23 protein-coding genes are annotated in these 25,377 nt (G+C 68.7%); 8 read left to right on the forward strand and 15 right to left on the reverse strand.

The features are described from left to right. Window positions 1-17: 17 nt before the first annotated feature. A complete protein-coding gene (locus DBV14_RS22700) occupies window positions 18-512 on the forward strand; it encodes a C40 family peptidase (protein WP_124462306.1) in 495 nt (164 codons plus the stop codon). A gap of 17 nt (window positions 513-529) precedes the next feature. On the opposite strand, the gene kdsA is transcribed toward DBV14_RS22700, so the two are convergent. Next, a complete protein-coding gene (gene kdsA, locus DBV14_RS22705) occupies window positions 530-1,375 on the reverse strand; it encodes a 3-deoxy-8-phosphooctulonate synthase (RefSeq protein WP_124462308.1) in 846 nt (281 codons plus the stop codon). A gap of 186 nt (window positions 1,376-1,561) precedes the next feature. On the opposite strand from kdsA, the gene DBV14_RS22710 reads away from it, so the two are divergent. From DBV14_RS22710 to DBV14_RS22720, 3 genes are all read left to right on the forward strand, one after another. Beyond that, on the forward strand, window positions 1,562-3,634 hold the full coding sequence (locus DBV14_RS22710) for a carbon starvation CstA family protein (protein WP_124462310.1): 2,073 nt from the start codon (window positions 1,562-1,564) through the stop codon (window positions 3,632-3,634). Between the two features lie 5 nt (window positions 3,635-3,639). Further along, window positions 3,640-3,846, forward strand: a complete 207-nt coding sequence (locus DBV14_RS22715) for a YbdD/YjiX family protein (RefSeq protein ID WP_124462312.1) — start codon at window positions 3,640-3,642, stop codon at window positions 3,844-3,846. Between the two features lie 251 nt (window positions 3,847-4,097). Further along, window positions 4,098-6,263, forward strand: a complete 2,166-nt coding sequence (locus DBV14_RS22720; RefSeq protein WP_124462314.1) for a TonB-dependent siderophore receptor — start codon at window positions 4,098-4,100, stop codon at window positions 6,261-6,263. A gap of 27 nt (window positions 6,264-6,290) precedes the next feature. Here DBV14_RS22720 and DBV14_RS22725 read toward each other — a convergent pair whose 3' ends face one another. Beyond that, window positions 6,291-7,238 carry a LysR substrate-binding domain-containing protein gene (locus DBV14_RS22725; protein ID WP_221621910.1) on the reverse strand — a complete coding sequence of 316 codons (948 nt, stop codon included), beginning with the start codon at window positions 7,236-7,238 and terminating at the stop codon, window positions 6,291-6,293. Between the two features lie 70 nt (window positions 7,239-7,308). Here DBV14_RS22725 and DBV14_RS22730 point away from each other — a divergent pair, with 70 nt between their 5' ends. Then, a complete protein-coding gene (locus tag DBV14_RS22730) occupies window positions 7,309-8,361 on the forward strand; it encodes a YeiH family protein (RefSeq protein ID WP_124462316.1) in 1,053 nt (350 codons plus the stop codon). A 126-nt stretch (window positions 8,362-8,487) separates the two neighbouring features. Then, window positions 8,488-8,907 (forward strand): sel1 repeat family protein, encoded by a 420-nt coding sequence (locus DBV14_RS22735; protein WP_124462318.1) that lies wholly within the window; start codon window positions 8,488-8,490, stop codon window positions 8,905-8,907. 8 nt (window positions 8,908-8,915) lie between these two features. On the opposite strand, the gene metC is transcribed toward DBV14_RS22735, so the two are convergent. The 4 genes from metC to DBV14_RS22755 form a co-directional block, all read right to left on the reverse strand. After that, window positions 8,916-10,118, reverse strand: a complete 1,203-nt coding sequence (metC, locus tag DBV14_RS22740; RefSeq protein ID WP_124462320.1) for a cystathionine beta-lyase — start codon at window positions 10,116-10,118, stop codon at window positions 8,916-8,918. A 39-nt stretch (window positions 10,119-10,157) separates the two neighbouring features. Beyond that, window positions 10,158-11,156 carry a tripartite tricarboxylate transporter substrate binding protein gene (locus DBV14_RS22745; RefSeq protein ID WP_124462364.1) on the reverse strand — a complete coding sequence of 333 codons (999 nt, stop codon included), beginning with the start codon at window positions 11,154-11,156 and terminating at the stop codon, window positions 10,158-10,160. A gap of 107 nt (window positions 11,157-11,263) precedes the next feature. Then, window positions 11,264-12,871 (reverse strand): rhodanese-like domain-containing protein, encoded by a 1,608-nt coding sequence (locus DBV14_RS22750; RefSeq protein WP_124462322.1) that lies wholly within the window; start codon window positions 12,869-12,871, stop codon window positions 11,264-11,266. Between the two features lie 122 nt (window positions 12,872-12,993). Next, complete coding sequence (locus DBV14_RS22755) at window positions 12,994-13,584, reverse strand: cysteine dioxygenase family protein (protein WP_124462324.1); 591 nt, start codon at window positions 13,582-13,584, stop codon at window positions 12,994-12,996. Window positions 13,585-13,691: 107 nt separating this feature from the next. On the opposite strand from DBV14_RS22755, the gene DBV14_RS22760 reads away from it, so the two are divergent. Next, on the forward strand, window positions 13,692-14,570 hold the full coding sequence (locus DBV14_RS22760) for a LysR substrate-binding domain-containing protein (protein ID WP_124462325.1): 879 nt from the start codon (window positions 13,692-13,694) through the stop codon (window positions 14,568-14,570). Window positions 14,571-14,603: 33 nt separating this feature from the next. Here DBV14_RS22760 and DBV14_RS22765 read toward each other — a convergent pair whose 3' ends face one another. The 9 genes from DBV14_RS22765 to DBV14_RS22805 form a co-directional block, all read right to left on the reverse strand. Beyond that, window positions 14,604-16,148: a GGDEF domain-containing protein gene (locus tag DBV14_RS22765; RefSeq protein ID WP_260397191.1), complete on the reverse strand. Its 1,545-nt coding sequence runs from the start codon at window positions 16,146-16,148 to the stop codon at window positions 14,604-14,606. Between the two features lie 156 nt (window positions 16,149-16,304). Further along, window positions 16,305-17,510 carry a lysophospholipid transporter LplT gene (gene lplT / locus DBV14_RS22770; protein WP_124462326.1) on the reverse strand — a complete coding sequence of 402 codons (1,206 nt, stop codon included), beginning with the start codon at window positions 17,508-17,510 and terminating at the stop codon, window positions 16,305-16,307. Beyond that, entirely contained in the window at window positions 17,507-18,349 is an 843-nt protein-coding gene (locus DBV14_RS22775) for a GNAT family N-acetyltransferase (protein WP_124462328.1), read from the reverse strand. The genes lplT and DBV14_RS22775 overlap by 4 nt, the downstream gene beginning before the upstream one ends. A 16-nt stretch (window positions 18,350-18,365) precedes the next feature. Further along, complete coding sequence (locus DBV14_RS22780; RefSeq protein WP_124462330.1) at window positions 18,366-19,460, reverse strand: hypothetical protein; 1,095 nt, start codon at window positions 19,458-19,460, stop codon at window positions 18,366-18,368. Further along, window positions 19,460-20,431, reverse strand: coding sequence for a methyltransferase (locus DBV14_RS22785; protein ID WP_124462332.1), 972 nt, complete (start codon window positions 20,429-20,431; stop codon window positions 19,460-19,462). Before DBV14_RS22785 ends, DBV14_RS22780 begins: the two co-directional genes overlap by 1 nt. Beyond that, a complete protein-coding gene (locus DBV14_RS22790; protein WP_124462334.1) occupies window positions 20,425-21,315 on the reverse strand; it encodes an iron-containing redox enzyme family protein in 891 nt (296 codons plus the stop codon). Before DBV14_RS22790 ends, DBV14_RS22785 begins: the two co-directional genes overlap by 7 nt. 115 nt (window positions 21,316-21,430) lie before the next feature. Further along, window positions 21,431-22,261, reverse strand: a complete 831-nt coding sequence (locus tag DBV14_RS22795) for an urease accessory protein UreD (protein ID WP_124462336.1) — start codon at window positions 22,259-22,261, stop codon at window positions 21,431-21,433. Between the two features lie 44 nt (window positions 22,262-22,305). Beyond that, window positions 22,306-22,860 carry a nucleoside deaminase gene (locus tag DBV14_RS22800; protein WP_124462338.1) on the reverse strand — a complete coding sequence of 185 codons (555 nt, stop codon included), beginning with the start codon at window positions 22,858-22,860 and terminating at the stop codon, window positions 22,306-22,308. After that, window positions 22,857-23,903 carry an ABC transporter substrate-binding protein gene (locus DBV14_RS22805; protein ID WP_124462340.1) on the reverse strand — a complete coding sequence of 349 codons (1,047 nt, stop codon included), beginning with the start codon at window positions 23,901-23,903 and terminating at the stop codon, window positions 22,857-22,859. The genes DBV14_RS22800 and DBV14_RS22805 overlap by 4 nt, the downstream gene beginning before the upstream one ends. A gap of 341 nt (window positions 23,904-24,244) precedes the next feature. Between DBV14_RS22805 and DBV14_RS22810 the strand changes: the two genes are divergently transcribed. Then, window positions 24,245-25,333, forward strand: coding sequence for an aromatic ring-hydroxylating dioxygenase subunit alpha (locus DBV14_RS22810; protein ID WP_124462343.1), 1,089 nt, complete (start codon window positions 24,245-24,247; stop codon window positions 25,331-25,333). Window positions 25,334-25,377: the final 44 nt, after the last annotated feature.

A 25,377-nucleotide genomic window follows, 5' to 3' on the forward strand; every position in this document is an offset into this window, starting at 1 on the left:
AAGACCCGCCATTCCACATGCACGTGCCACAGCTTCTCCGATGGCTCCCGATAGGGGCCTGCCTCCTGGTGGTGGGCTGTGCAACGAGCCCGCCGCCATCATCAACCTCGACACCCTCAACGCCCGTCATCTCGTCGCTGACGCCCGAGCAATCGAACGGCATTGCCATCCACGCGCTGGGCCTGGTCGGCACGCCGTACCGCTACGGTGGCAACACGCCCGACGGCGGTTTCGATTGCAGCGGGCTCATCGGCTATGTGTACCGCAGCAGCGTGGGGCAATCGACGCCGCGCACGGTGGCGCGAATGAGCACCTTCGGCCGGCCGGTGCCCACGTCGGACCTGCGCACCGGCGACCTCGTTCTGTTCGGCTCATCGACACCGACACACGCGGGCATCTACGTCGGCAACGGGCGCTTCGTGCATGCGCCGTCGACGGGCGGCGAGGTGCGGCTCGACCGCCTCGATGGCGTGTATTGGTCGCGCCAGACGGTGCAGGCGCGCCGGCCCTGAGCCCCTGAAGGCTCTTGTCAGATCTTCAGCACCGGGAACGACTTCACCAGGTCGTCCAGTGCCTTGAGCTGCGTCAGCAGCGGCTCCAGCTGCGCCAGCGGCAGTGCGCTCGGGCCATCGCACAGGGCTTGCGCCGGATCGGGATGGGCTTCAAGAAAAAGGCCTGCCAGGCCGATGGCCATGCCGGCGCGGGCCAGGTCCACCAGCTGTTCGCGCCGGCCACCGGAGGCGGCGGCGCCGGCTTCGCGCTGCTGCAGCGCGTGGGTCACGTCGAAGATCACCGGCAGGTCTTGCGTCACCTTCTTCATGACGCCGAAGCCCAGCATGTCGACCACCAGGTTGTCGTAGCCGAAGCAGGTGCCGCGGTCGCACAAGATGATCTGCTCGTTGCCGGCTTCCTTGAATTTCTCGACGATGTTCAGCACCTGCGACGGGCTCAGGAACTGGGGCTTCTTGATGTTGATGACGCGGCCGGTCTTGGCAAGCGCGACCACCAGGTCGGTCTGCCGCGCCAGGAAGGCGGGCAGTTGCAGCACGTCGACCACCTCGGCGACAGGGGCGGCCTGCCAGGGCTCGTGCACGTCGGTCAGCAGGGGCACGCCGAATTCGGTCTTGACCTCCTGCAGGATCTTCAGGCCTTCGTCCAGGCCGGGGCCGCGGTACGAATGAATCGACGAGCGGTTGGCCTTGTCGAAGCTGCCCTTGAACACATAGGGAATGCCCAGCTTGCCGGCAACGCGCACGAACTCGGCCGCGGTGCGCAGGGCCAGGTCGCGCGACTCTAGAACGTTGACGCCGCCGAACAGCACGAAGGCGCCGTCGTTGCGAACGTTGATCTGGGGGTGGATGGTGACGGTGGACATGGGGAAATTCTCCGGGTACGTGGCGGCATTCTCGCGCCCCGCGGGGGAGGGCGATCCGGTTTGGCCCGGGCAGCCTTCGGGTTTTCCATTACGCAATGCCACGCAGGCGGCCCACGCGGTCCGACGGATGCGCCGGCACCCCCGTCCGGCAAAACTCCCGGGCATCAATATTGAGGAGACATCCGCATGCAAACCCTCCGCCGCCACCTGGTGTGGCTGGTCGTGGCCGTCGTCGGCGCCTTCGCGCTCGGCACGGTGGCCCTGACCCGCGGCGAAAGCGTCAACGCCCTGTGGGTGGTGGCCGCCGCGATCTGCACCTACCTTATCGCCTACCGCTACTACAGCCTCTTCATCGCCGACAAGGTGCTGGGCCTGGACGGCAACCGCAAGACGCCGGCGCACCGCCACAACGACGGCCTGGACTACGTGCCGACCGACAAGAACGTGCTGTTCGGCCATCACTTCGCGGCCATCGCGGGTGCGGGCCCGCTGGTCGGCCCGGTGCTCGCCGCGCAGATGGGCTACCTGCCCGGCCTGCTGTGGATTCTGGCGGGCGTGGTGTTCGCCGGCGCGGTGCAGGACTTCATCGTGCTGTTCATCTCGACGCGGCGCGACGGCCGCTCGCTGGGCGACCTGGTCAAGCAGGAGATGGGCGTGGTGCCCGGCATGATCGCGCTGTTCGGCACCTTCATGATCATGATCATCATCCTGGCGGTGCTGGCGCTGATCGTGGTGAAGGCGCTGGCCGAATCGCCGTGGGGCACCTTCACGGTGGCGGCCACGGTGCCGGTGGCGCTGTTCATGGGTGTGTACCTGCGCTTCATTCGCCCAGGGCGCATCGGCGAGGTCTCGCTGATCGGCTTCGTGCTGCTGATGCTGGCCATTTTCGGTGGCCAGGCCGTGAGCCAGAGCGCCGAGTGGGCGCCGCTGTTCACCTTCGACGGCAAGGCGCTCACGTGGATGCTGGTGGGCTACGGCTTCGTGGCCGCGAGCCTGCCGGTGTGGCTGCTGCTCGCGCCGCGCGACTACCTCTCGACGTTCCTGAAGATCGGCACCATCATCGCGCTGGCCATTGGCATCGTGTTCGTGATGCCGACGCTGCAGATGCCGGCTGTCACGCAGTTCGCGCAGGGCAACGGGCCGGTGTGGTCGGGCAGCCTGTTTCCGTTCCTGTTCATCACCATCGCGTGCGGCGCCGTCTCGGGCTTCCACGCGCTCATCTCTTCGGGCACCACGCCGAAGATGCTCGACAACGAACGCCACGCGCGCTTCATCGGCTACGGCGGCATGCTGGCCGAATCGTTCGTGGCCGTGATGGCGCTGGTGGCTGCCTCGTGCATCGAGCCGGGCATCTACTTCGCGATGAACAGCCCGGCCGCGCTGGTCGGCAGCACCGCGCAACAGGCGGCGCAGACCATCTCGAGCTGGGGCTTCGTGATCACGCCCGAGATGCTGATGCAGACCGCGAAAGACGTGGGCGAAACCACCATCCTCGGCCGTGCGGGCGGCGCACCGACGCTGGCCGTGGGCATGGCCCACATCCTTCACCAGGTGATCGGCGGGCAGGCCATGATGGCCTTCTGGTACCACTTCGCGATTCTGTTCGAGGCGCTGTTCATCCTCACGGCGGTGGACGCCGGCACGCGCGCCGGCCGCTTCATGCTGCAAGACCTGCTGGGCAGCTTCGTGCCCGCGCTCAAGCGCACCGATTCGCTGCCGGCCAACCTGATTGCCACCGCGCTGTGCGTGGCGGCGTGGGGCTACTTTCTGTACCAGGGCGTGGTCGATCCGCTGGGCGGCATCAACACGCTGTGGCCGCTGTTCGGCATCTCCAACCAGATGCTGGCCGCTGTGGCGCTGATGCTGGGCGTGGTGGTGCTGTTCCGCATGAAGCGCGAGCGCTATGCGTGGGTGGCCATTGCGCCGGCCGCCTGGCTGCTGGCCTGCACGCTCACCGCGGGCTGGCAGAAGATTTTCTCGGCCGACCCGAAGATCGGCTTCCTGTCGCATGCCGCCAGGTACACCGAAGGCCTGGCCAACGGCGTGCTGGTGGCGCCGGCCAAGACGCCCGAGGCCATGTCGCGCATCGTCTTCAACGACCGGCTCGACGCGGCCCTGTGCGCGCTCTTCATCTTCGTGGTGCTGAGCGTGCTGGTGTACAGCATCAAGGCCTGCATCGCGGCGCGCGCGGCCAACCGGCCGACCACGCACGAAACGCCGTTCGAGCCGATGGGCGCGGCATCGTCCGCCGTCCACTGAACGCCATGGGCCTCGCATTGCCGGAAGCCGGGCGCTACTTTGCGCGCTCGCTCAAGCAGTCGCTGCGGCTCATGGTCGGGCTGCCCGACTACGACGCTTACCTGACCCACATGGCGGCCACCCACCCGGACCAGCCACCGATGAGCTACGAGGCCTTTTTCCGCGAGCGGCTGGAGGCGCGCTACGGCGCGGGCAAGGGCCGCTGCTGCTAGAGCGGTGCGCCGCGGCCAGCTTTCGCCATTGGCCGCAAAAATAAGCGCGCATTTATAATCCTTTGGTTCGCGCGATGCGAATCCTCTTGCAGCAAGCCCGGCCCCGCGCCGGTGCCGGCCGGCAAGGGCACCCAACCCAGATTTTTCCAGGCAGGGCACATCCGGCTTCTCCACCCAGGCGGTGGCGAAGCCGCATGTCGCTTCGCGATTGACACAAAACAAATCGCAAATCGCCTTGAGGGAAATCAACCATGTCCGTTCGTTCGCCTGCGCCGCGCTTTCGCCTGCGCCATCCGTCCCTGTTCCTTGCCGTGCTGGCCGCCCTGAACGGCGCCGCGCATGCCCAGCAGGGCACCGGCGGCACCACGCTCAAGGAGGTCACCGTCAGCTCCGAGCAGGATGCCGGCTACGCCCCTTCGGTCAGCAGTACCGCCACCAAGGGCAGCGCCCCGCTGCGCGACATTCCGCAGGCGGTGAACGTGCTGCCGGCGCAACTGCTGCGCGACCAGGGCGCGACCTCCATGCAGGACGCCCTGCGCAATGCGCCCGGCGTGTCTTTCAACGCCGGTGACGGCCAGCGCGATCAGGTGGTCATTCGCGGCTTCACCGCCATCGCCGACTGGTTCGTCGACGGCGTGCGCGACGACGCGCTGTACTTTCGCGACCTGTCGGACACCGAGCGCATCGAGGTGCTGAAGGGCCCGGCCGCCGTGCTGTACGGCCGTGGCTCGTCGGGCGGGCTGATCAACCGCGTGACCAAGAAGCCGGTTTTCGAGCGCCCCTTCGGCGAAGTCTCGCTCGGCCTGGGCACGCACGACTTCAAGCGCCTGACCACCGACCTCAACACGCCCATCGGCGAGAACATGGCGTTTCGCCTGAACGTCGCGCGCGAAAAGTCGGGCAGCTTTCGCGACCAGCAGTTCATCGACCGCTACAGCATCGCGCCCTCGCTGGCCATGAAGTTCAGTCCGCAGACCGACCTGCTGCTGCAGTACACCAACGCCTACGACCAGCGCCTGACCGACTTCGGCATTCCCGCGCTCAACGGCCGCCCGGTGAACGTGCCCATCGGCACCTACTACGGCTCGGCCTTCGGCAAGCGCGACGACACCACCACCACGCGCGTGCAGTCGTTCACCGCCACGCTGAACCACCGCTTCAACGAATCGCTGAACCTGCGCAACACCACGCGCTACTACAGCTACAAGCTCGACCGCTTCAACACCCTGCCCAGCGGCACCACCGACCCCGTGCGCCTGACGGTGGGCCGCACGCGCGGCTTCGTCGATCGCGACGAAAGCGGCTGGTTCAACCAGACCGACCTGACCTGGCGCAACGACATCGGCGGCTTCAAGCAGGAGTGGCTGGTCGGCGCCGAAATCGGCAAGCAGGAGAAGCGCCTGTACTCGGTGTCGTCGGCCACCGGCTTCGAGCGCGTGAGCATCCTGAACCCGGTGTCCGCGCCCGCGCCCATTCCGTTCGCGAGCTACCAGGCGGCCAGCGCGATCCCGAGCAACTCGACCTTCAAGACGGCCGCGGTGTACGCGCAGAACCAGATCACGCTGGCGCCGCAATGGAAGGCACTGATCGGTGGCCGCTACGACGTGTTCGGGCAAGAGACTTCGTTCGAGCGCACGCAGGCGCCCATCGAACGCACCGACCGCAAGTTCAGCCCGCGCGCGGGCGTGGTCTGGCAGCCGAGCGAAACGCAGTCTTACTACGTGTCGTACAGCCGCTCGTTCCAGCCTTCGGCCGAAACCTTCGCGTTGTCGAGCGGCATCGCGGCCAATGACCCGGAGATCACCGTCAACAAGGAAATCGGCGCCAAGTTCGACTTCTTCGACGGTGCGCTCAACCTCACGACCGCGCTGTTCAACCTCGAACGCTCGGGCATGAAGAACACCGATCCGGCCAACCCGGCGCGGCAGATCAACGTGGGCACGCAGCGCACCAACGGGCTCGAGCTGGCGCTGGCCGGCAAGCTGCCGGGCCGCTGGGACGTCAGCGCGGGCTATGCCTACCTCGACGGTCGCATGGTGAAGTCGCTGGCCACCGTGAGCTCGCTGCAGCTGCCGGTGGGCGCCGCGCTGCCGGTGCAGGGCAAGGTGGCTGCGCTCACGCCGCGCCACTCGGCCTTCGTGTGGCTCATGAAAGACCTGGGCAACGGCCTGAGCGCCGGCGGCGGCGTGAACTACGTGGCCTCGCGCTACGCATCGCTCACCAACCTGGTCACGCTGCCGGGCTACGTGACGGCCGACCTTGCGGCCAGCTACAAGACGGCGCGCTACGAGCTCTCGCTGAACCTGAAAAACCTCACCAACAGGAAGTACTACGTGTCCGGGCACGGCAGCGTCGACAACCTGATCATGCCCGGCGCAGGGCGCGAGCTGCAGGTGATGCTGACCGCGAAGTTCTGACGGCGGTTGCCGGACGGCGCTTGCTGATCAAGCCCGCGGCGTGCGGGCCGGCGCGCCCTTGCGCTCCAGCAGCTCGACCATCTTGAGCGCGGCGGGCGCGAGCGGGCGGTTCTTCAGCGCCAGCCGGTAGAGCGGGCGCGACAGGGCCGCAGCGCCGCCGCCGCCCGCCAGCTTCAGTTCGCGCAGCGTGCCCAGCGCCAGCATGTCGGCCACCACCACGCGCGGCAGCATCGAGATGCCGACGCCGCTGGCCACGGTGCGCGCAATGGCTTCGTTGCTGGCCATTTCCATCCACGGCGGGGCAGAGATGCCGTGGGCCTCGCACAGCGCCTCGGTGGCCTGCCGCGTGCCCGAGCCGGGCTCGCGCAAGATCCAGTTCTGGTGGCCCAGCGCTTCGGCCGTCACCGTGCGGCGCGGCAGGTCGGAGCCCGAGTCCGGTGCGACCACCAGCGTCAGCGGGTCGGCCTTCCATTCGCTGACCTCGATGCGCTCTTCGTCGACACGGCCTTCCACCAGTGCCAGGTCGATGCGGCATTCGAGCAACTGCTCGCACACCCACTGCGTATTGCCGACCGTCACGCGCGGCACCACCGCCGGATAGGCCGCGCAAAACGCCGCGATGTACGGCGGCAGCCAGTAGCTCGCGACTGTGGTGCTGGCGCCGATGGTCAGGCTGCCGCGCTGCACCCCGACACGCGCGCGCACGTCGTCGAGCGCCGCGCGCTCCATCGCGAAGATGCCGCGCGCATGCGTGAGCAGCGACGCGCCCGCCTCGGTGAGCCGCAGGCCCTTGCCGGAGCCCGTGCCAGTGCTGGCACCGCGCTCTATGAGCGTCAGGTCGAGCTGGTTCTCCAGTTCGCGGATGCCCTTGGACACTGCGGGCTGGCTGATCCACAGCCCTTCGGCCGCGCGGGAAAAGCTGCCTGTTTCGGCCACGGCGACGAAGAGGCGCAGCAGGTGCAGGTTCATTGCCATAACTTGAATTCATGCATTGGTGAAGTTTATGTCTTTGACTCATGGGGCGTCCATTCCTAACCTCGGGTCCATGCACTCCCTTGTTGCTTCCTTGCCCGGTTTTTCTTTCGTTCGCACCCGCTGGCCCGGCCTGCTGCTCGCCGCCTTGCTGGCCGCCATGGCCGCGCTGCTGGCGCAGTGGAACCCGATGGTGCAGATGGGCCTCAGCGCGATGACGCTGGCCATCGCCCTGGGCATGCTGGTGGGCAACACCGCCTTTCCCGCGATGGCCGACCGTGCCGGTGCCGGCGTGGACTTTGCGCGCAGCGTGCTGCTGCGCGCGGGCATCGTGCTGTATGGCTTTCGCATTTCGCTGCACGACATCGGCGCGGTCGGCTGGCCCGGCCTGCTGATCGGCATGGCGATGGTCGCGCTGACCTTCGGCATCGCCGTGCACGTGGGCACGCGCTGGCTGGGGCTCGACCGGCAGACCGCCGCGTTGATCGGCGCGGGCAGCGCCATCTGCGGCGCGGCGGCGGTGATGGCCACGCAGCCGGTGGTGCGCGGCGAAGAGCACAAGGTCTCGATTGCCGTCGCCACGGTGGTGGTGTTCGGCACGCTGTCGATGGTGCTGTACCCGCTGGTGTTTCCGTACCTCGGGCTGTCGGAGCATGCCTTCGGCCTGTTCGCCGGATCGACCATCCACGAGGTCGCGCAGGTGGTGGCCGTGGGAGAAACCGTCGGCCCCGCCGCCGCCAATGCGGCCGTGGTCGAGAAGATGCTGCGCGTGATGATGCTCGCGCCTTTCCTGATGTGGCTGTCGTTCCAGTCGGCCGCATCGATGAAGGGCGCCACCAGCCTCAAGGCCTGCTGCAAGCAGGTGCGCATTCCATGGTTCGCGGTGCTGTTCATCGTGGTGAGCGCGGTGCATTCGCTCGACGTGCTGCCGCATGCGCTGGTCGCCGCGCTGGTGCAGCTCGACACGTTGCTGCTGGCCACCGCCATGGCAGCGATGGGCCTGCGCACCAGCGCCGTGAGCTTGCGCCGCGCCGGCGTGCAACCGCTGAAGCTCGGTGCGCTGCTGTTTGTGTTCCTGACGGTTGGCGGCTACTTCGTGAATGCGCTGGTGCTGTCGATGTTCTGAGCCTTGATTTGCAGCAATATCACACGAGGCTCAGGCGGCGGCTGAGGCCGCCTGCGTGAATTCCAAGTTCTATTTTTTTGGGCTTCGCGCGACGATGACATCCACGTAATTTTGTGGAGAACCACGATGTCATCCGAACTCAACCAGATCGCCAGCTGGTCGCTGCGCTGGCGCATTTTTCTGTCGGGCACGCTGTGCCTCGTGGCCGCGCTCGCATCGGCAAAGCCCTTCGACGAAGCCACCGATCTTCATGCGGAGCAGCGCTACCAATTGGCGCTTGAAGCGCAGGCCGGCCGCGACTACCGCGGCATGCTCGAACAGCTTCGGCAAGCCGCCACCGAAGGCCACGCCGAAGCGCAGGAAATGCTGGGCATGGTGCTGCTCACGGGCCCCACGCTGTACGGAGCGGCCGTGAAGGCCGACCGCTGCGAAGCGCGCACGTGGATGCTGCGCGCCGCGGGGCAGGGGAGCGAAACGGCCAGGGTGCAGCTGGCGTTTCTGAACCGGTTGCGCGGGTCTCCGACGGGAAGGAACGCCTGCGGCTGAAGGCGCTTTCAGCCCGCGAGCTTCATCGCCGTGAATCCGCGCTCCAGGTCGGCCACGAGGTCCGAAGGCGCCTCCAGCCCGATGTGCAGCCGCACCACCGCGCCGCGACGGCTCCAGTCCGTCACGCTGCGCGCGGCGTGCATGTTGGTCCAGGCCACGAGGCTCTCGTAGCCGCCCCATGACGAGCCGCGCCCGAACAGTGTGAGTGCATCGACGAAGCGCTCGACCGCCGCGTTGTCCGTGCCCGGCTGCAGCTCGATCGACAGCAGCCCGTTGGTGCCGCGACAGTCGCGCTGCCAGATGTCGTGGCCAGGGTGCCGGGGCAGCGCGGGGCAGAACACCGTGGCCACCTCGGGCCGTGTTTCGAGCCAATGCGCCACTTCGAGCGCATGCCGCTCGTGCATCTGCAGCCGCGCCGACAGCGTGCGCATGCCTCGCAGCACCAGCCAGGCGTCGTCGGGGCTCACGGTCATGCCGAAGGCGTCGCAGCGTTCGTTCAGCGGTTGCCAGGCTTCGCGCGTGGTCGCGACGGTGCCCATCATCACGTCGGAATGGCCCGAGAGGTATTTGGTGGCGGCCATGGTCGAGATGTCCGCGCCCAGTGCGAGTGGGCGGTACTGCACGCCCGACCCCCAGGTGTTGTCGGCCGCCAGCAGCGCGCCGCGTGCATGCGCCAGCGCGGCCAGTTTCGGCAGGTCGCACATCTCGTAGACCAGCGAGCCGGGGCATTCGGCGTACACCAGTCTGGTGGTGGGCTCGAACAGCGCCTCGATGCCGCTGCCGTCCGCCGCGAAGAAGCTGCTGCGAATGCCATAGGGCGCCAGGAACGAATGCACGAGGTTGCGCGTGGGCTCGTACACGCTGTCGGACAGCAGCACGTGGTCGCCGGGCTTCAGGTACGACAGCAGCACCATGCCGATGGCCGCCAGGCCCGTCGGGAAGAGCCGCGTGCGGTAGGCGCCTTCGAGTTCGCTCACCGCGTCTTCGAGCGCGAAGGTGGTGGGCGTGCCACGCGCGCCGTAGCTGAAGGCGCGCTCGTCGCCGCGGCGTGCGCGGGTGTCGCGCATCGCGGCCACGCTGTCGAACAGCACGGTGCTGGCGCGCACCAGCGGCGTGTTGACCGGCGTGCCGCCGAAGAACGCCGGTGCCTTGCCGGTGCGCGTGAGCCGGGTGTCGAGGGAGAGGCCGGAAGCGTCTTTGTTGTCGTGCATGGTGTTCATCGAGCGTGGGCAGGCAGCGGTTGCAGGGTGTCAGTCTGCCTTGGCACCCGAGAGTTTGACGATTCGCGACCAGCGGTCAATGTCCTGGCGCAGTTGCGCGGCAAAGGCCTCCGACGAGTTGGCCACCACTTCGCTGCCGCCGTCGTTCACGAGCTTGGTCACTTCGGGCAGGCGCAGCGTGCGCACGATGGCTTCGTTCAGGTAGGCCACGCGTTCGGGCGGCGTGCCGGCCGGCGCGAAGAATCCATACCAGTCTTCGAAGCGCGCACCGGCGTAGCCCAGCTCTTCGAGCGTGGGTGACTTGGCGAACACGCCGATGCGGCGCGGGCTGGTCACGGCCAGCACGCGCAGCTTGCCGTTCTGCACCAGGCCCGCGACGGAGGACGTCGAGGTCACGAGCACGTCGACCTGTCCGCCGAGCAGGTCGGTGAGCGCGGGGCCGGCGCCCTTGTAGGGCACGTGCGTCATGGCGATGCCGTCGTCCTTCGACAGCACCACGCCGACCAGATGCGACAGCGTGCCGTTGCCGGGCGTGGCGTAGGTCACCTTGCCGGGGCTGGCCTTGGCCTTGGCGGCCAGGTCGGCGAAGTTCTTGAGCGGCGAATTCGCATCGACCACCAGTGCCAGCGGCGCGGCGTTGATCTGCGTGATGGGAATGAAGTTCTTCACCGGGTCGAAGCCGGCCGACGCATAGAGCGTGGGGTTGACGGCCATGATCGACACCTGCGAGGTGAGCACGGTGTAGCCATCGGGCTTGGCGTCGGCCACGGCCTTGGCGCCGATGTTGCCGCCCGCGCCGCCGCGGTTGTCGACCACCGCGGCCTGTCCCATGATTTCCGGCAGGCGCGTGGTCACCAGCCGCGCCGTGGCGTCGTTGCCACCGCCCGGCGGGAAGGGCGAGACGAACTTCACCGTTTGCGACGGAAAGCCGTTGCGCGCGGGCAGCGGATCGGCCGACGCCGGCTGCAGCGACAGCGCGGCCAGCCATGTGGCGGCGACGGCGATGCGGGCGAGATGCGGGGCGCGCATCACGGACAAGACGGACGGCATGGACAACACAGACGACATGACAGGACTCCTGGAATAGGAACGGACAACGACGAGCGGAAGGAAAGAAAAAAAGAAACCGGAACCGGCTAGGCGCGCGATGCCGCGACGTTGGCGGCGCTCGCGGGCAACCGGAAGGCGGCCCGCTCCTGCGCATCGAGCTGCGCGACCAGGCCGGTTTCCCAGGCGAGGTAGCGCCGTGCGGCTTCCTTGTTGCCGTCGTGCCGGTCGTGCACGAAGAACAGGTAGTCGATGCAGTCCGCATCGGCGGGCAGCTCGGGCGTGGCCTCGACGGGCAGGCCGGCGCCGCGCCAGACGGCCATGCCGCCTTCGAGCAGCAGCGGCGCGGGCGTGTGGCCGGCAAGTTCGGACGCGGCAGTCCATGCCGCGAGCGCGGCGTCGTCGGCGAGCAGTACCACTTGGCGCGTCTCGCCCTTCAGGTCGTCGGCAAGGCGCGGGCGAATCGACCAGCGCGCGCCAGGAACATGGCCGGCACGAAACTGCATGCCGGCGCGCAGGTCGATCAGCACGACGTCACCTTGTTCCAGCCGCGCGGACAGCGCGGGCGCATCGATGGTCGACAGCGCGGGCGCGCAAGGCGCGGCCACGGGCACCAGCGACAGGCCGCTCGCAAGCCCGCCTTCGAGCACGCTCGCGTCGTGCCCCATCTGCCGCAGCCAGCTCGCGATGGTGGGCGCGCGCACGCCGTCGTTGTCGAACAGCACCAGCCGCGCACCGCGCACGCCGACGTACTGGTCGCCGGCCTGCATCAGCTGGCCGCCGGGCGTGTGCTGCGCGCCGGGCAGGCTGCCGGCCGCGAATTCTTCCGGTGTGCGCACGTCGCAGAGAAACAGGCTGCGGCCTGCATCGGCGGCCCATTGCTGCACGGTCTGCGCGGATACGGAAGGCACGTCGAAGCGCGCGGCCAGCGCCTTGGCGGCGGCGCGCAGGTCGGTGTTGCTGCTGTCGTCGGCATAGCGTTGCGTGCCGCCGTGTTCCAGCACGTGGTCGCCCAGGTACCAGCCCTGGGTGCCGTTCTCCAGCGCATACACGGGGTTGGGCAAGCCCAGGTTGATGAGCGTCTGCGCGCCGATGATGCTGCGCGTGCGGCCCGCGCAGTTGATGACGATGGGCGTGGTGGTGTCGGGCACCAGCCGGCGCACGCGGTAGGCCAGTTCGCCGTTGGGGCAGCAGGTGGCGCCCGGAATGTTCATCTTGTGGAACTCGCTGACGGGGCGGCCGTCGAGCACCACCACCTTGTCGTGCCGCGCCAGCATGTCGGCCAGCTGGTCGGCGCTGACGCGGGGCGTGTGGTACGTCTCCTCGGCCAGTTCGCCGAAGGTCTTGGAGGGCAGGTTGACGCCCGCGAACAGCACGTAGCCCTCGGCCTTCCAGGCCAGCGTGCCGCCCTGCAGCACATGCACGTCGGTGTAGCCCAGCGACGCGAGGCGCGCCGCGGAGCGCTCGGCGACCTTGGCCGTGCTGTCGTCGCCGGCGTCGTACGCCACCACCCGCACGCCGCGCCGCGGCAGCAGGCGCGGCGCATCGATTTCCAGCCGGCTGAAGGGCAGGGGAATGCCGTAGAACAGGTGCGCCTCGCCGTACTGGCCGTGCTCGCGCACGTCGAGCAGCGCGATCTCGCCGCCGTCGTGCAGCCAGGCCTTGAGGGTCTTGGGGTCGATGTAGGAAGTCGTCATGAACAGGGAGAAAAAAAGTCCGGTCGGCACCGGATGCGGCGGGACGAACGCGCCCCTGCGAGGCCGCCGGGGCGGCCCGCATCCGTAACCTGCAAAAAGAAAAAGGGGGAAAGAGGCGCTGGCTAGCGGCGCGTCTGCACGCCGATGCCCATCGTCTGGTATGTGCCGGCGGCCATGTCGTAGGCGGTGCGCTGGTTCAGCGTTTCCAGCGCGCGGCCGTACATGTGCAGGTGGCGAATGACCTGCTCGCCCTGGATCTCGACCGAGTGGATGTCTTCGGGCATCAGCGCGATGCCCTTGCCCGGCGCCACGACCACCAGCGCCGTTTCCTCGAGCTTGCCCACGCCCGGCACCGAGCCGTCGTCGGTGCGCTGGTACACGCGGTTGTGCTCGGTGCCTTCCACGGCCGCGATGCAGGCCCAGGTGGTGTGGTTGTGCGGCACGATCTTCTTGCCGGGGCGCATCACGTTCAGGTAGAGCGCATAGCTCTGGTCCGGGTCTTCGGCGATCAGGTAGCGGGCCTGGTGCTCGCCGGCCTCGGGCGGCGGAAAGTCGGCGGCGCCCCAGTACGCGGTGTGCGCGGCCAGCCCTTGCAGCGAGTCCAGCACCGCCGCCAGCTTTTCGCGGGTGGGTTCAGCACCGCCGATGGTTTGCTTCATGTCGGCGATGGACGCCGCTACGGCCTGGCGGCGTTGCTCGGATGGGGTGCTCATGCAGTGTTCTCCAGTGGGGTTGCCTGTTTCGTATGCATTCACTGTAGTGACGGCCGCGTGACGCAACAATCCAAGCGGCGCAAGAAACACATCAATAAAATTAATGAATGCCCACGCTCGATCTTGAACTGCTGCGCTCCTTTGCGGCCGTCGTCAGCCACCACAGCTTTGCCGCGGCGGCCGTTCACCTGGACCGCACGCAGTCGGCCATCACGCAGCAGATGCAGCGGCTCGAGGAGCAGATCGGCCATGCGCTGTTCGTGAAGCAGGGCCGCCAGAAGCGGCTGACCGAGCAGGGCGAACGCCTGCTCACCTACGCGCACCACATGCTGGCGCTGAACGATGAGGCGCTGCGCAGCCTGCGCCAGGGGCCGCTCGAAGGCAACCTGCGCATCGGTGCGCCGCACGACGTGGCCGAGACCATGCTGCCGCTGCTGCTGACCGAGGTGGCGCGCACCTCGCCGCTGCTGCAGCTGGACATCCACATCGGCCGCAGCCCCTACCTGATGACCTCGCTCAAGAGCGGCGAGGTCGACATGATCATTTCCAACCGCGCCGATCCGCAGTCGCAATTCGAAGGCGTGGTGCTGCGCAACTCGCCCACCGTGTGGCTGTGCGCCGCGGGCTACGTGCACGACCCGACCAAGCCGGTGCCGTTGATCATGGCCGACGGGCCGAGCATCTTCCGGCGCATCGGGCACGAGGCGCTCGATGCCGCCGGCGTGGCCTGGACGCCGCGCTACACCTCGTCGAGCCTGATCGGCATCAAGGCGGCGTTGCGGGCCGGGCTGGGCGTGACGGCGCGCGGCGTGGAGCAGCTCGACGCGGGCCTGCGCGTGCTGGGCGCGGGCGACGGCATGCCGCGCCTGCCCGACCTGGCCTACTACCTGTACGTGCGCAGCCACGTGGTGAACCCGGTCACGCGGCAGGTGTTCGAAACGCTGAAGAAGCACCTGCGGCTGCCGGGCACCGACGCGCCGGGCTGACGGGCACGGCCACGGCGCCGGGCAGGGCGGTGCTCAGGCCGGCGTGGGCGCGGGTGTCATTGCATAGCTGCCGCGCCCGCCCTGCTTGGCCCGGTACATGGCCTTGTCGGCCGCGGCGAGCAGGTCTTGCGGCGTTTCGCCGCCGGTGCCCAGGGCGATGCCGATCGACACGCCGATGACGGCCGGAGACTGTGCCGGTTGCGCCAGCTGTTCCAGCGGCTGGGCGATCGCGTCGATGCATCGCCGCGCCAGCGCCAGCGCGCCCTGTTCCGCGGCCCCGTCGAAGTCGGCGGCCAGCAGCACGAATTCGTCGCCGCCGATGCGCGCCACCGTGTCGGTCTGCCGCACCAGGCCCTGCAGCCGGCGCGCGATTTCGCCCAGGGCCCGGTCGCCCGCCTCGTGCCCGAAGGTGTCGTTGAGGTTCTTGAATCCGTCCAGGTCGAGGTAGAGCACCGCCACCTGGTGCGAGTGCCGCCTGGCGCGCACCAGCGCCTGCTGCAGCCGGTCGTCGAGCAGCTTGCGGTTGGGCAGGCCGGTCAGCGTGTCGTGGTGGGCCAGGCGGGCCAGCGCCTCCTGGTTGTCAAGCAGCTTGGCCAGCAGCCGGTTGAAGGCCTGCGTGAGGTGCCCGATCTCGTCGTCGCGCACCACCCGCAGCGGTGCCAGCGCCAGTTCGCCGCGGGTCATGCGGTCGGCCTGGTCGGCGGCGCGCAGCAGCGGCCGCAGCAGCCAGGCCATGATCAGCCCGATGACGACCAGCACCGTGATGACGGCCGGCGCGCGCTGCTCCAGGATGAAGGTCTGCATGCGCCCCACCGGGGCCAGCGCCTGTGCCACGGGCACTCGCGCCACCACGAACCAGCCGCTGTTGGGCACCGATGCAATGGCGGAGATTTCGTCGATGCCCCGGGCGTTGCGCGTCGTGCCGCTGCCCCTGAAGCCCTTCATGGCGCGGTCGTGCAGCAGGTTCACGCCCTCGGGCGGCGTGGAGGTGAGCGACATGGTGACGTCCGTCGAGGCCACGAAGAGGTGGTCGCGCGGCGACACCACCAGGATGCCGCCGTCCTGCCCCACGCGTGCCCGTTGCAGGTGGTCGAGCAGGCCGTCGGCCGAGAGGTCCGCCGTGCCGAGCAGCATGGCGATGACCTGCCCGGCGGCGTTGCGCACGGGCACGGCCATGGGCAGCACCGAGTTGCCGGAGGGCGTGGCCTGCGCACGGCCCAGCGCGGGCTGGCCCGCGCGGGCGCCGGCGAATTCCGGACCGTCCGTGACCATTTGTCCGGTGCCGTCGAGCCCCTTGCCGTCGAGGCCGATGACCCGCAGGCCGAGCGGAAAGACCGGGCTCAGCGTGCTGCGTTCCTGCAGCCACGCGTGCAGCGCTTCGGGCTGCGACAGGCGCTCGGGCGGCAGGTGGGTCGCAAGGCGCTCCAGGAACGACAGCCGTTCGCCCAGGTAGTTGTCGACGTTGCGCGCCACGTAGGCGGCCAGCGCCGTCTGCTGCAATGCCACCGACTTCGTCAGGTCTTGCCGCAGGAAGCGGCTGAGCTGGAAGTAGCTGGCGGCGGTTCCCACAATGGCCATCAAGAGGCCCATCACGACTAGGCGGGCAACCAGGCTGTTGGCAGATTTTCTGAGGTTCACACTGGCGGCGGGGCGTGGGGGGCGGTGCGGGACTGTATCTCAAGCGCGTGAAGCCGGGCCGCCGCGCAGGCCCGGTGCGGCGGGTTCCCGCGGGCGTTACACCTTCTGGGCGGCGAGTGCGTCGCGCGCCGGCCGCAGCCGCCGCGACCAGGCCGCGATGCCGCCCATGGCCAGCACCAGGAAGCCGCCGAAGCCCGCCAGCGTGGGCAGCAAAGGGGCGTCGAGGTAGATCAGCGCGCCGTACACCCCGAGCATGGCCAGCGAAGCCAGGCTTTCGTTGAAGTTCTGCACGGCAATCGACTGGCCCGGGTTCATGCGCAGCAGGCCACGGCTTTGCAGCAGCGCGTTCATGGGCACCAGCAGCAGGCCGGCGAGCGCGCCGATCACCACAAGCAGCGCGGCCGCGACGGCGGGGTGCGTCACCAGCGTCATCAGCAGTACCGCGGCGCCGAGCACCACGCCCAGCGGCAGCGCGCGCCGCGCACGCGGCAGCGGAAACCAGCGCGATGCGCCCAGCGCCCCCATCGCCATGCCGATGGCCACCGCGATCTGCAGCAGCGCGCCTTGCGACAGCGCCAGGCCCAGCCGTTCGGCGGCGAAGCGCAGCACCAGGAACTGCAGCGTGGCCGAGGCCGCCCAGAACAGGCTGGTCACGGCCAGCGAAATGCGGGCGTCGGGGTCGCGCCACAGCAGCGCCAGCGAATGCCCGAAGCCGCGCAGCAGCGCGCCCGGATGCGCCAGTGCCGCGCGGTCGCGCGCCGGGCTGTGGGGAATGGCCAGCGTGCAGGCGGCGGCCAGCAGGTACACGCCGGCCAGCACCGGCAGGGCATGGCCGTCTTCGGCCAGCGCGCTGCCCAATGCCACGCCGAGCAATATCGACAGCACCGTGGCCGCCTCGATCCAGCCGTTGGCGGCCACCAGCTCTTCCTGTGCCAGCAGCTCGGGCAGGATGCCGTACTTGGCCGGGGAGTAGGCGGCGGCGCCGAGCCCGACCAGCGCATACGCCACCAGCGGCTGCACATGCCACAGCAGCAGGCCGCAGCCGCCCAGCTTCACGAGGTTGGTGACCATCAGCACGCGGCCCTTGGGCGCGGCGTCGGCCACGGCCCCCGCGAAGGCGGCCAGCAGCACATAGGAAAGGTAGAAGAACAGCCGCAGCGCGGGCGTCATCCAGCCGGGTGCATGGCGCTGCATCAGCAGGCCGATGGCCACGATCAGCAGCGCGTTGTCGGCCACCGAGCTGAAGAACTGGGCCGCGACCACCGAGCCCAGCGCGCGCCGCGAACGCCGGTGCACCGTCACGCGGGGGCGCCGAAGAAATGCTGGCGGTAGCGCGGCGCCACGTCGTTCACGCGCAGCATCAGCGGCAGGTCGGCGGTGTTGAAGGCCACATCGAGCGCGGGCGGGCCGAGCAGGCGCGCACCGCAACGCAGGTAGCCCTTGATGAGCGGGGGCGCGGCGGGTGGCGGGGCGTCGGTGTCCGCGTCGCCGTCCGTGTCGTTGTTGCCCGGATCGGCGTGCAGCGGCAGCGCGACGCGCGGCTCCACGCGCCATTGCCGGTCGGCCAGGTGGGTGCGGCACAGCCGGTGCCACAGCCGCGCGGCGGTCAGGCCCTGGTCGTCCAGGCCGATGCTGGCGCAGCCGATCATGGTGTCGAGCCGGTGCTCGACCATGTACTGCCCCAGCGCGGCCCACAGCGCCATGATCACGCTGCCCGAGCGCCAGTCGGCGTCCACGCACGAGCGGCCCAGTTCCAGTGCGCTGCCCCGCAGCGGTGCCAGCGGGGCCAGGTCGAACTCGGTGTCGGTGTAGAAGCCGCCCGCGCGCCGCGCCGCCTCGGGCGTCAGCACGCGGTAGGTGCCGATGAGCGGGCCAGTCCCATGCACTGCGTCCACCGCGCGCACCAGCAGGTGGTCGCAGAACGGATCGAAGCGGTCGGCGTCCAGGCCGGGCGGCGTGCCTTCGGGCGGTGTCAGGTGCGCGCCCATTTCCTGCGCGAACACGCGGTAGCGCAGGCGCTGCGCGTCGCGCACGTCGTCTTCGCAGTCGGCCCAGTGCGTCTGCAATTGCAGCGCGCGGGTGCCGGCGGGCCGGTGATGCGGTGGCGGGCTGTGCCGTGCGAGAGTGTCCGTCGTCTGCATGCGTTGACTCGTTGCGTCAGTTGGAAGGTGGGTAGCGGTCGACCAGCCGGTTCTGCCGCCGGTTGAGCCGCGCGAGCGCGAGCAGGCCGATGGGCCGCACGCCGGCCCTGCACTGGGCGGCGCCAATCTCGAACAGCAGCCGCTGCTTGGCGAACACCATGCGAAAGCCCTGCAGCACGCCGGTGTCGGGGTCCCAGGCCTCGATGGCTTCGGAGCCCGCGCCGTTGATTTCCATCAGGGTAAAGCCGCGTCCGGCGCCCAGCTCGCGCAGGCTCTCGTAGCGCACGTCGAAGCGCCCGAAATGAAAGTCGGGCATGTCGCGCGCAACCGCGTCGATGGCGCGCGCCAGCTCCGGCGTGATGAGCGCCGCGCCGTCGCGGTACAGCCCGCCCACGCGGGTCGAGCCGATGGTGGCCAGCCGCACCTGCTGCCCCGCCGCCGGCACGCTGTCGGGCGGCACGCTGCACTGGTGGCGCGGCGAACGCGCGATGCGGCGGGCGCGCACGTCGGCCGCCACCAGTTCGGCCACCGTGCTGCGGCCGTCGCCCGTCACGCGGGGGAAGTAGCGCAGCGCCAGCCCGATGATGCGGCCCTGCCCGCTGGCCGGGTCGCGCGAGTAGAAGATGCCGGCCTCGCCTTCCTGCGGCAGGTAGCGCTGCAGCACCACGGTTTCGTCGCGCGGAAAGGCCGCCAGGTAGGCCAGCAGTTCCGGCATGTCGGCCAGCAGGCGCACGCCGTAGCCGCACAGGCCCAGGTTCGGCTTGGCGACCACGGGGAAGGCAAGCCCGCTCTCGGTCATCGCCTGCTGAAGCGAGGCCGGCGTTGCCGAGCCGTCGTTGAAGACCCCGCGGTAGTCGGCCGTGAGCGAGCGCGCCAGCGGCCCCATGCCGCTGAAGTATTCGAGCTTGCCTTCGCCGACCAGCCCGCCCGAGGTGATGTGCGGGTTGGCGGCGGAGGGCACCGTGACGCCGCCGTAGCGCAGCGAAAGCCACAGCCACTGCACGACCAGCGGCACGCAGATGAGCCACTTGGGCATGCGCTCCAGCAGGCTGCATTCGCGCACCACGGCCAGCCGGCCGGTGTCCACGCCAAGGTCGAGTTCGGCGGCCATCAGGCAGCCTCCCCGGGGCGTGTGGCGACGAGGCCGACCGCAGCGATGCGGTCGATGTGCGCGTACACCGGCCGATCGAGTTCTTCGCCGAACACGTCGGGATCGATTTCCGCGTACGACCATTCGCAGCCCGATGCTTCCAGCAGCGGCCGCATCTCCGCCAGGAACGGGTCTTCGCCATCGACCACGGCCACGCCGGTGTAGAGCAGCAGTTGCCCGCCCGGTGCCAGCCGCCGGAGCGACTCGGCCGCGATGCGCGCGCTGAGCGCCCGGCCGAGCCGCGCGCCGCCATGCCGGTAGGCGCGCTGCGCCGCGTCGTCCAGGTAGGGCGGGTTGGAAATGACGAGGTCGAAATCGCCTTCGACCGCCGACAGCGCATCGCCTTGCGCCAGCGTCACCGGCACGCCGGCCACTTCTGCGTTGACGGCGGTGAACTGCAGCGCCAGCGGGTTGATGTCGTTCATGACCACCGCGGGGTGCAGTCCCGCTTGCGCCAGTGCGCGCGCCGCGGCAATGCCGCCCGCGCCGCTGCCGCAGCCCACGTCCAGCACGCGCAGCGGGCGTGGCGTGTGCTGCGTGCGCTGCGTGTGGGTTTGGCGAGGCCGCAGCGCATGGCCGATGAAGCGCGCGAAGCGGCTGGTGTCGGGCCCGAAGAACACCGCGTTCTCCTGCACGGTGGGGTAGGCCGAATGAAAGAACAGGTCGTCGCCAAGGCTGGCGATGCGCACCGTGCTTTGCAGCAGCGTGCTGCCCGAATGCCGCACGATGCCGGCGTCTTTCATGCTTCCCAGCAGGGCCGGCGCAACGGCGCGGGCTTCGAACGGCAGGTTCCAGCCGAAGATGTCCCGCAGCGTGGTGCCGGGTTCGCGCCCGCGACGGGCCAGTACGCGCTGGTGGGTGAGCGGCGTGACCGTGGTGAAGCGGTAGCCGGTGGCGGCCACCTCGCGCAGTACGCCGGCGGCATTCAGCATGCCAGCGCCTCCTCGGTGCGCAAGGCCTTGCTGTAGCGCGCGAAGCAGCGCTCGCCGCACACCAGCCGCATGAGCGCGCCTTCGGCGATGAACTGCCCGCAGGCCGGGTCGGCCTCGACCAGCGGGTGCACCACCTCGCGCAGCCATGCGCGCGCATGCGATACGTCCAGCGCGCCATGCAGGTCGAAGTAGGCCCGCGCACGGCCGCTCAGGCCCAGGCGGCGCATGCCGGCCGCCACCTGCTTCACGCGGCCGGGGGCCGTGAGCTCGATGACGCCGAGCGCGCCGATGGCGTGGTAGCCGTAGCGGCGCGTGGTCGCCAGGCCCACCATGGTGTTGGCCAGCGCCAGCGATTCCCACACCGTGGTGTCGATGCCCGGGTGCAGGTCGAGCTCGCGCACCATGTGCTCGAGCATCTGGCCGTGCATGGCGCTTTGCTTGCCATGGCCCATCTCGTCCCAGAAGTTGCGCGCGCATTCGAGCTTGGGCCGCGGCGGCAGCTTGACCTGGGTGTAGGCCAGCAGGTCTTCGAAGCCCGCTTCGCCCGCGGCTTCCTGCGTGAGGAACCAGTGCATCTGCGGCAGCGTGGCCTCGTGCGCCAGCCAGTCGAACAGCGGGTGCTGCTGGCCGGGGCCCGTGTGTTCGAGGGCCTGGAACCATTCGATGAAGTGCGCCGCGTTGCCTGCCGCGCCGGCTGCCTTCGATTGAACGGTGGCGCGCAGGCTTTCGAGCCAGTGGCCTTCCATCAGCCGGAAGCCGTGCTCGCTGGCCAGATCGTCCTGCCACTGCGGCGAGGGCGTGCCCAGCCCGAGCCGCCCGGCGTTGAACTTCGCGAGGCGCCGATGAAACTGCGTGTTCTCGTCCGGTGTGTCGTGCGCAGACATGGCCGTTCCTTGTTGTCCAGCAGGGAAAGGGCAGCGTGCACCTTTGCGGCCTGGCTGTCCGTCAGACGGCGCCTACACATTCATCCCCGGTGGCAGGGGCCCGGGCGGCGGGGCTTCAGGTCGCCCAGATGCGCGGGGTGGCCGCGCTCAGTTGCCACAACTCGCTGCGCCATGCCAGCCAGACCTGCCGCAGCAGTTGCATCGCGGGCTCGACCACGGGCGTCAGCACGCGCAGCACGACCACCTCCGGGTGCGGGCTGGTGGCGCCGGCGCTGTCGTGCAGGCCGTGCGCGTCGAGCAGGTCGCGTGCCTGCGCCAGCAGCGCGTCGCGGCGCGCGCGTGCAATCGGCGAGCCCGACACGAAGAACAGCGAGGCCATGCAGCGGTGGCCGCCCAGCCCGATCGGGCTTTGCAGCAGGCGGTGGTCGGCTGCGTCGATGCGCCCACGCTCCAGCCACACGCCGGGCACTTCGATGTGCTGCAGGTAGGTGCCGCGCTCGAAGGGCTGGCCGGCATTCGGCAGGCCGAGCGCGGTCACGTCCCAGCCGAGCAGTTCGGCACCGGGTGCGGCCTCGATGGTCAGCCGGTTCTCGGCCCGGCAGCCGCTGTAGCAGATGGCTTCGAGCGGCAGCCATTCGAGCCGCGCGCCGGCCGCGAGCCGGATGCGCGTGCGCTGCAGCGCCAGTTCGCCTTCGGAGCGGTAGAAGCGCGAGGCGCCGGGCGTGGTGATCAGGCCGTGGCTGCCATCGGCGGCCTCGATGTCGATGTCGAGCGTGTCGCCGCCCACCAGCCCACCCGGCGGATGCACCAGCACGTTGTGGCAGACCGTGTCGCCTTCGGGGTACAGGCTCTGCAGGATGCGCAGCGGGCCGTCATGCCTGAAACGGGCGACGGTGCGGTCGGCTTCTTTTTGGTAGTCGAGGTGGAGACGGGCGTGCCAGGGCATGCGGCGAGTCTAGTGCGCGGCCGTCGGCTCTTGCTTTGGCCTGGTCAGGCCTTCCATGCGCCGTCGTGTGCCGCGCTCGCCTCGTCGATCAACGCCGGGCCGATGCATTCGATGGGGTGCGGCGAGGCACGGAACACGTCGCGGCACGACAGCTGTGCATCGCGCTGGTCTTGCCGCTCGCCTCGAAACACGCGCAGGCGCTCGGCGTCGATGCCGAACACCACGCGGCCGATGTTCGACCAGAAGATCGCGCCGGCGCACATCACGCAGGGCTCGCCCGAGGCGTAGAGCGTGGCGCCCGCCAGCTCTTCGCGCGTGATGTTGCGCCCGGCCAGCGCGCGCAGTGCGTTGACTTCGGCGTGCGCGGTGCAGTCGCCGGTTTCGGCGTTGCTGTTGGCCGCCTCGGCCAGCACTTCGCCGGCCGCCGAGACGATGACCGATCCGAAGGGCCGGTTGCCGCGCCGGCGCGCCGCGTGCGACCAGACGATGGCCTTGCGCAGGTAGCGGCCGTCGCGCTCCTCGAGCGCGATTTCCTCGGGGTAGGCGGTGGAGTGGTTGTTGTTGCTGCTGTGGCTGTTGCTGCTGTTTGAGAAGTTCATGCCTTGGTGGGGATCGTTCGTTCGCTGCGCGAGGGGAGCATGGTGCCGTTGAAGATGGCGTCGGACGCGGGCTTGACCTTGAGCCCGAACACGTCGGCCACTTCATCGACCTGCTGTTCGAGCGTGAGCTTTTTTATGTCGCCAAGGCCGTGGCCGCGCGTGTCCGCAGCACCCACATATTGCGCGGTGATGGCCCAGCGTTCAAGCTCGATCTTCTCGTCGAGGATGGGCTCGCGCTGGCGCATGGCGGCAATGCTGGGCGCCGGATTGGCAAAGGTCTCGACGATGGCGCGGTTGGTCGCGCGCAGGAAGGCGGCCACCACCTTCGGGTTCTGCGCGACGAGGTTGCTGCCCGCAAGAATTGCGTTGCCGTACAGGTTGACGCCCGCATCCGAGTACTTCAACACCGAGAGCTCTTCGGGCTTCATGCGTGCGAACAGCGAGATGGCCGAGTCGTGGAAGTAGGTGGCGGCATCGACGTCGCCGCGCACCATCACGTTGTCGCGCGCGCTGAAGTCGGTGGTCTGCCACTGGAAGGCGTCGCCGCGCATGCCCTGCTTGCGCGCCACCATGGGCCAGGCGCGGCGGGTCGATTCGACGGCAGCGGCAGCCACCTTCTTGCCCGCGAGGCTCTTGAAGTCGCTGGTCACGCCGCGGTCCTTGCGGCCGATGATCACGAACGGTGCGCGGTTGTAGTACTGGTACACGGCCTGCACCATCGGCGTGCCGGCGTTCTGCGCATTGAACTCGACCAGCGAGCTGATGTCGCCCAGGCCCAGCTGGTACACGCCGCTGGCGATGCGCGTGATGGAAGCGACCGAGCCGGCACCGGTGTCGATGGTCACGTCGAGGCCTTCGTCCTTGTAGTAGCCCTTGGCCTGTGCCAGGAAGAAGGGCGCGGTCTGTCCGTTGATGCGGAAATCGAGCGTGAATTTGAGCGGCGTGAGCTTGGCGCCGTTGTTCTGTGCAAAGACGGAAGGAGCGGCAAGAGCAGTTGCCGCAGCGACTGCGGAGGTGGCTGCGAGAAAGGATCGGCGTTGCATCGTGAGGCCTCGGAATCGTGGGTCTTGAAAACCCCCTGCCTTTTCTTTCAAAGAAGAAAAGAAGCAGCAGAAGGCGCTTCAAGAGCAATTTCCGGGCGGCGCACTTGGGTGGTGCGTGCGCTGCTGAACGCTTCTACTCTTGCGAGCAGCCATGCATGACGCATGCCAAGGCGTTTCGCTCGGGCTTTGCCAGAAAGTGCGTGCATCGGGCGCGGGCCCGCGCCACAATCCGGGCGCGCAATTTGCAAGGCATCTGGCGCAGAGTAGAAGCGTTCAGCCCATCGTGGTCGGAAATTGCTCTTTCACGTTCGTCCCCACACGCACACAGAAGGAGTCCGCGCATGCTCGTCACCCAACAACCCGTCTTCCGCAAGTTCTGGCATGCCGTCATGCCGCTCACCGAACTGGCCCACGGCCCCAAGCCATTCACGCTGCTGGGCGAAGACATCGTTCTGTTCATCGACGCCAGCGGCCAGCCGGCCGCGCTGCGCGACCGCTGCTGCCACCGAACGGCCAGGCTGTCGAAGGGCTGGTGCGTGGACGGCGAAGGCAAGGCCTGCGGGCAGGGCGCCATCCAGTGCGGCTACCACGGCTGGACCTACGACCGCAGCGGGCAGGTGGTGCGCATTCCGCAGTACGAGCCCGACCGCAAGATATCGCCGGAGTACCGCACGACGGCCTACCGCTGCACCGCGCGCTATGGCTATGCGTGGGTGGCGCTGGAAGAGCCCATTGCCGACATTCCGCTCATTCCCGAATTCGAAGATGCAAGCTACCGCACGATCTTCCAGTTTCATGAAGAGTGGCAGACCAGCCCGATGCGCGCGCTCGAAAATTCGTTCGACAACTCGCATTTCAGCTTTGTGCACCGCGCAACGTTCGGGGTGGCCGCGAGCCCGAAGCCGAGCAAGTACGAGCTGGTGGAAAACGAATCGGGCTTCTACGCCGAGACGGTGATCGAAGCGAACAACCCCGAAAAATTCCACGCGATCAGCGGCGTGACGGACCCGATCACGACGCGCCACATGCGCAACGCGTATTTCCTGCCGTTCTCGCGCCGGCTGGACATCGAGTACCCCTCGGGGATTCGCCACATCATCATCAACTGCTTCACGCCGATCGACGATGGCCGCATGCAGTTGTGCCAATGGCTGTTCCGCAACGACACGGAGGCGGATTGCGCGGCGCAGATGCTGATCGATTTCGACGAGGAGATCACGCGGGAGGACAAGGACATCCTAGAGTCGACGGACCCTGATGCGCTGGTGGATACGCGGCGGCGAGGGGTCGAATACTCGATGGAGTCCGATCGGCCGGGGATGCTGATTCGCAAGCACCTGATGCAGTTGCTGGCGAAGCATGGCGAGGCGGAGGTTTACCGGGGCATGTCTTCCGGTACGACTGTTGTTCCTATTGCCAGGGTTGCTTGAGGGCTGGCTGCTGTTCGGGTTCGGGTGCGGGAGCGGGGTCATTC

This window comes from Variovorax sp. KBW07 (assembly GCF_003852515.1).
Classification (GTDB): Bacteria; Pseudomonadota; Gammaproteobacteria; order Burkholderiales; family Burkholderiaceae_C; genus Variovorax.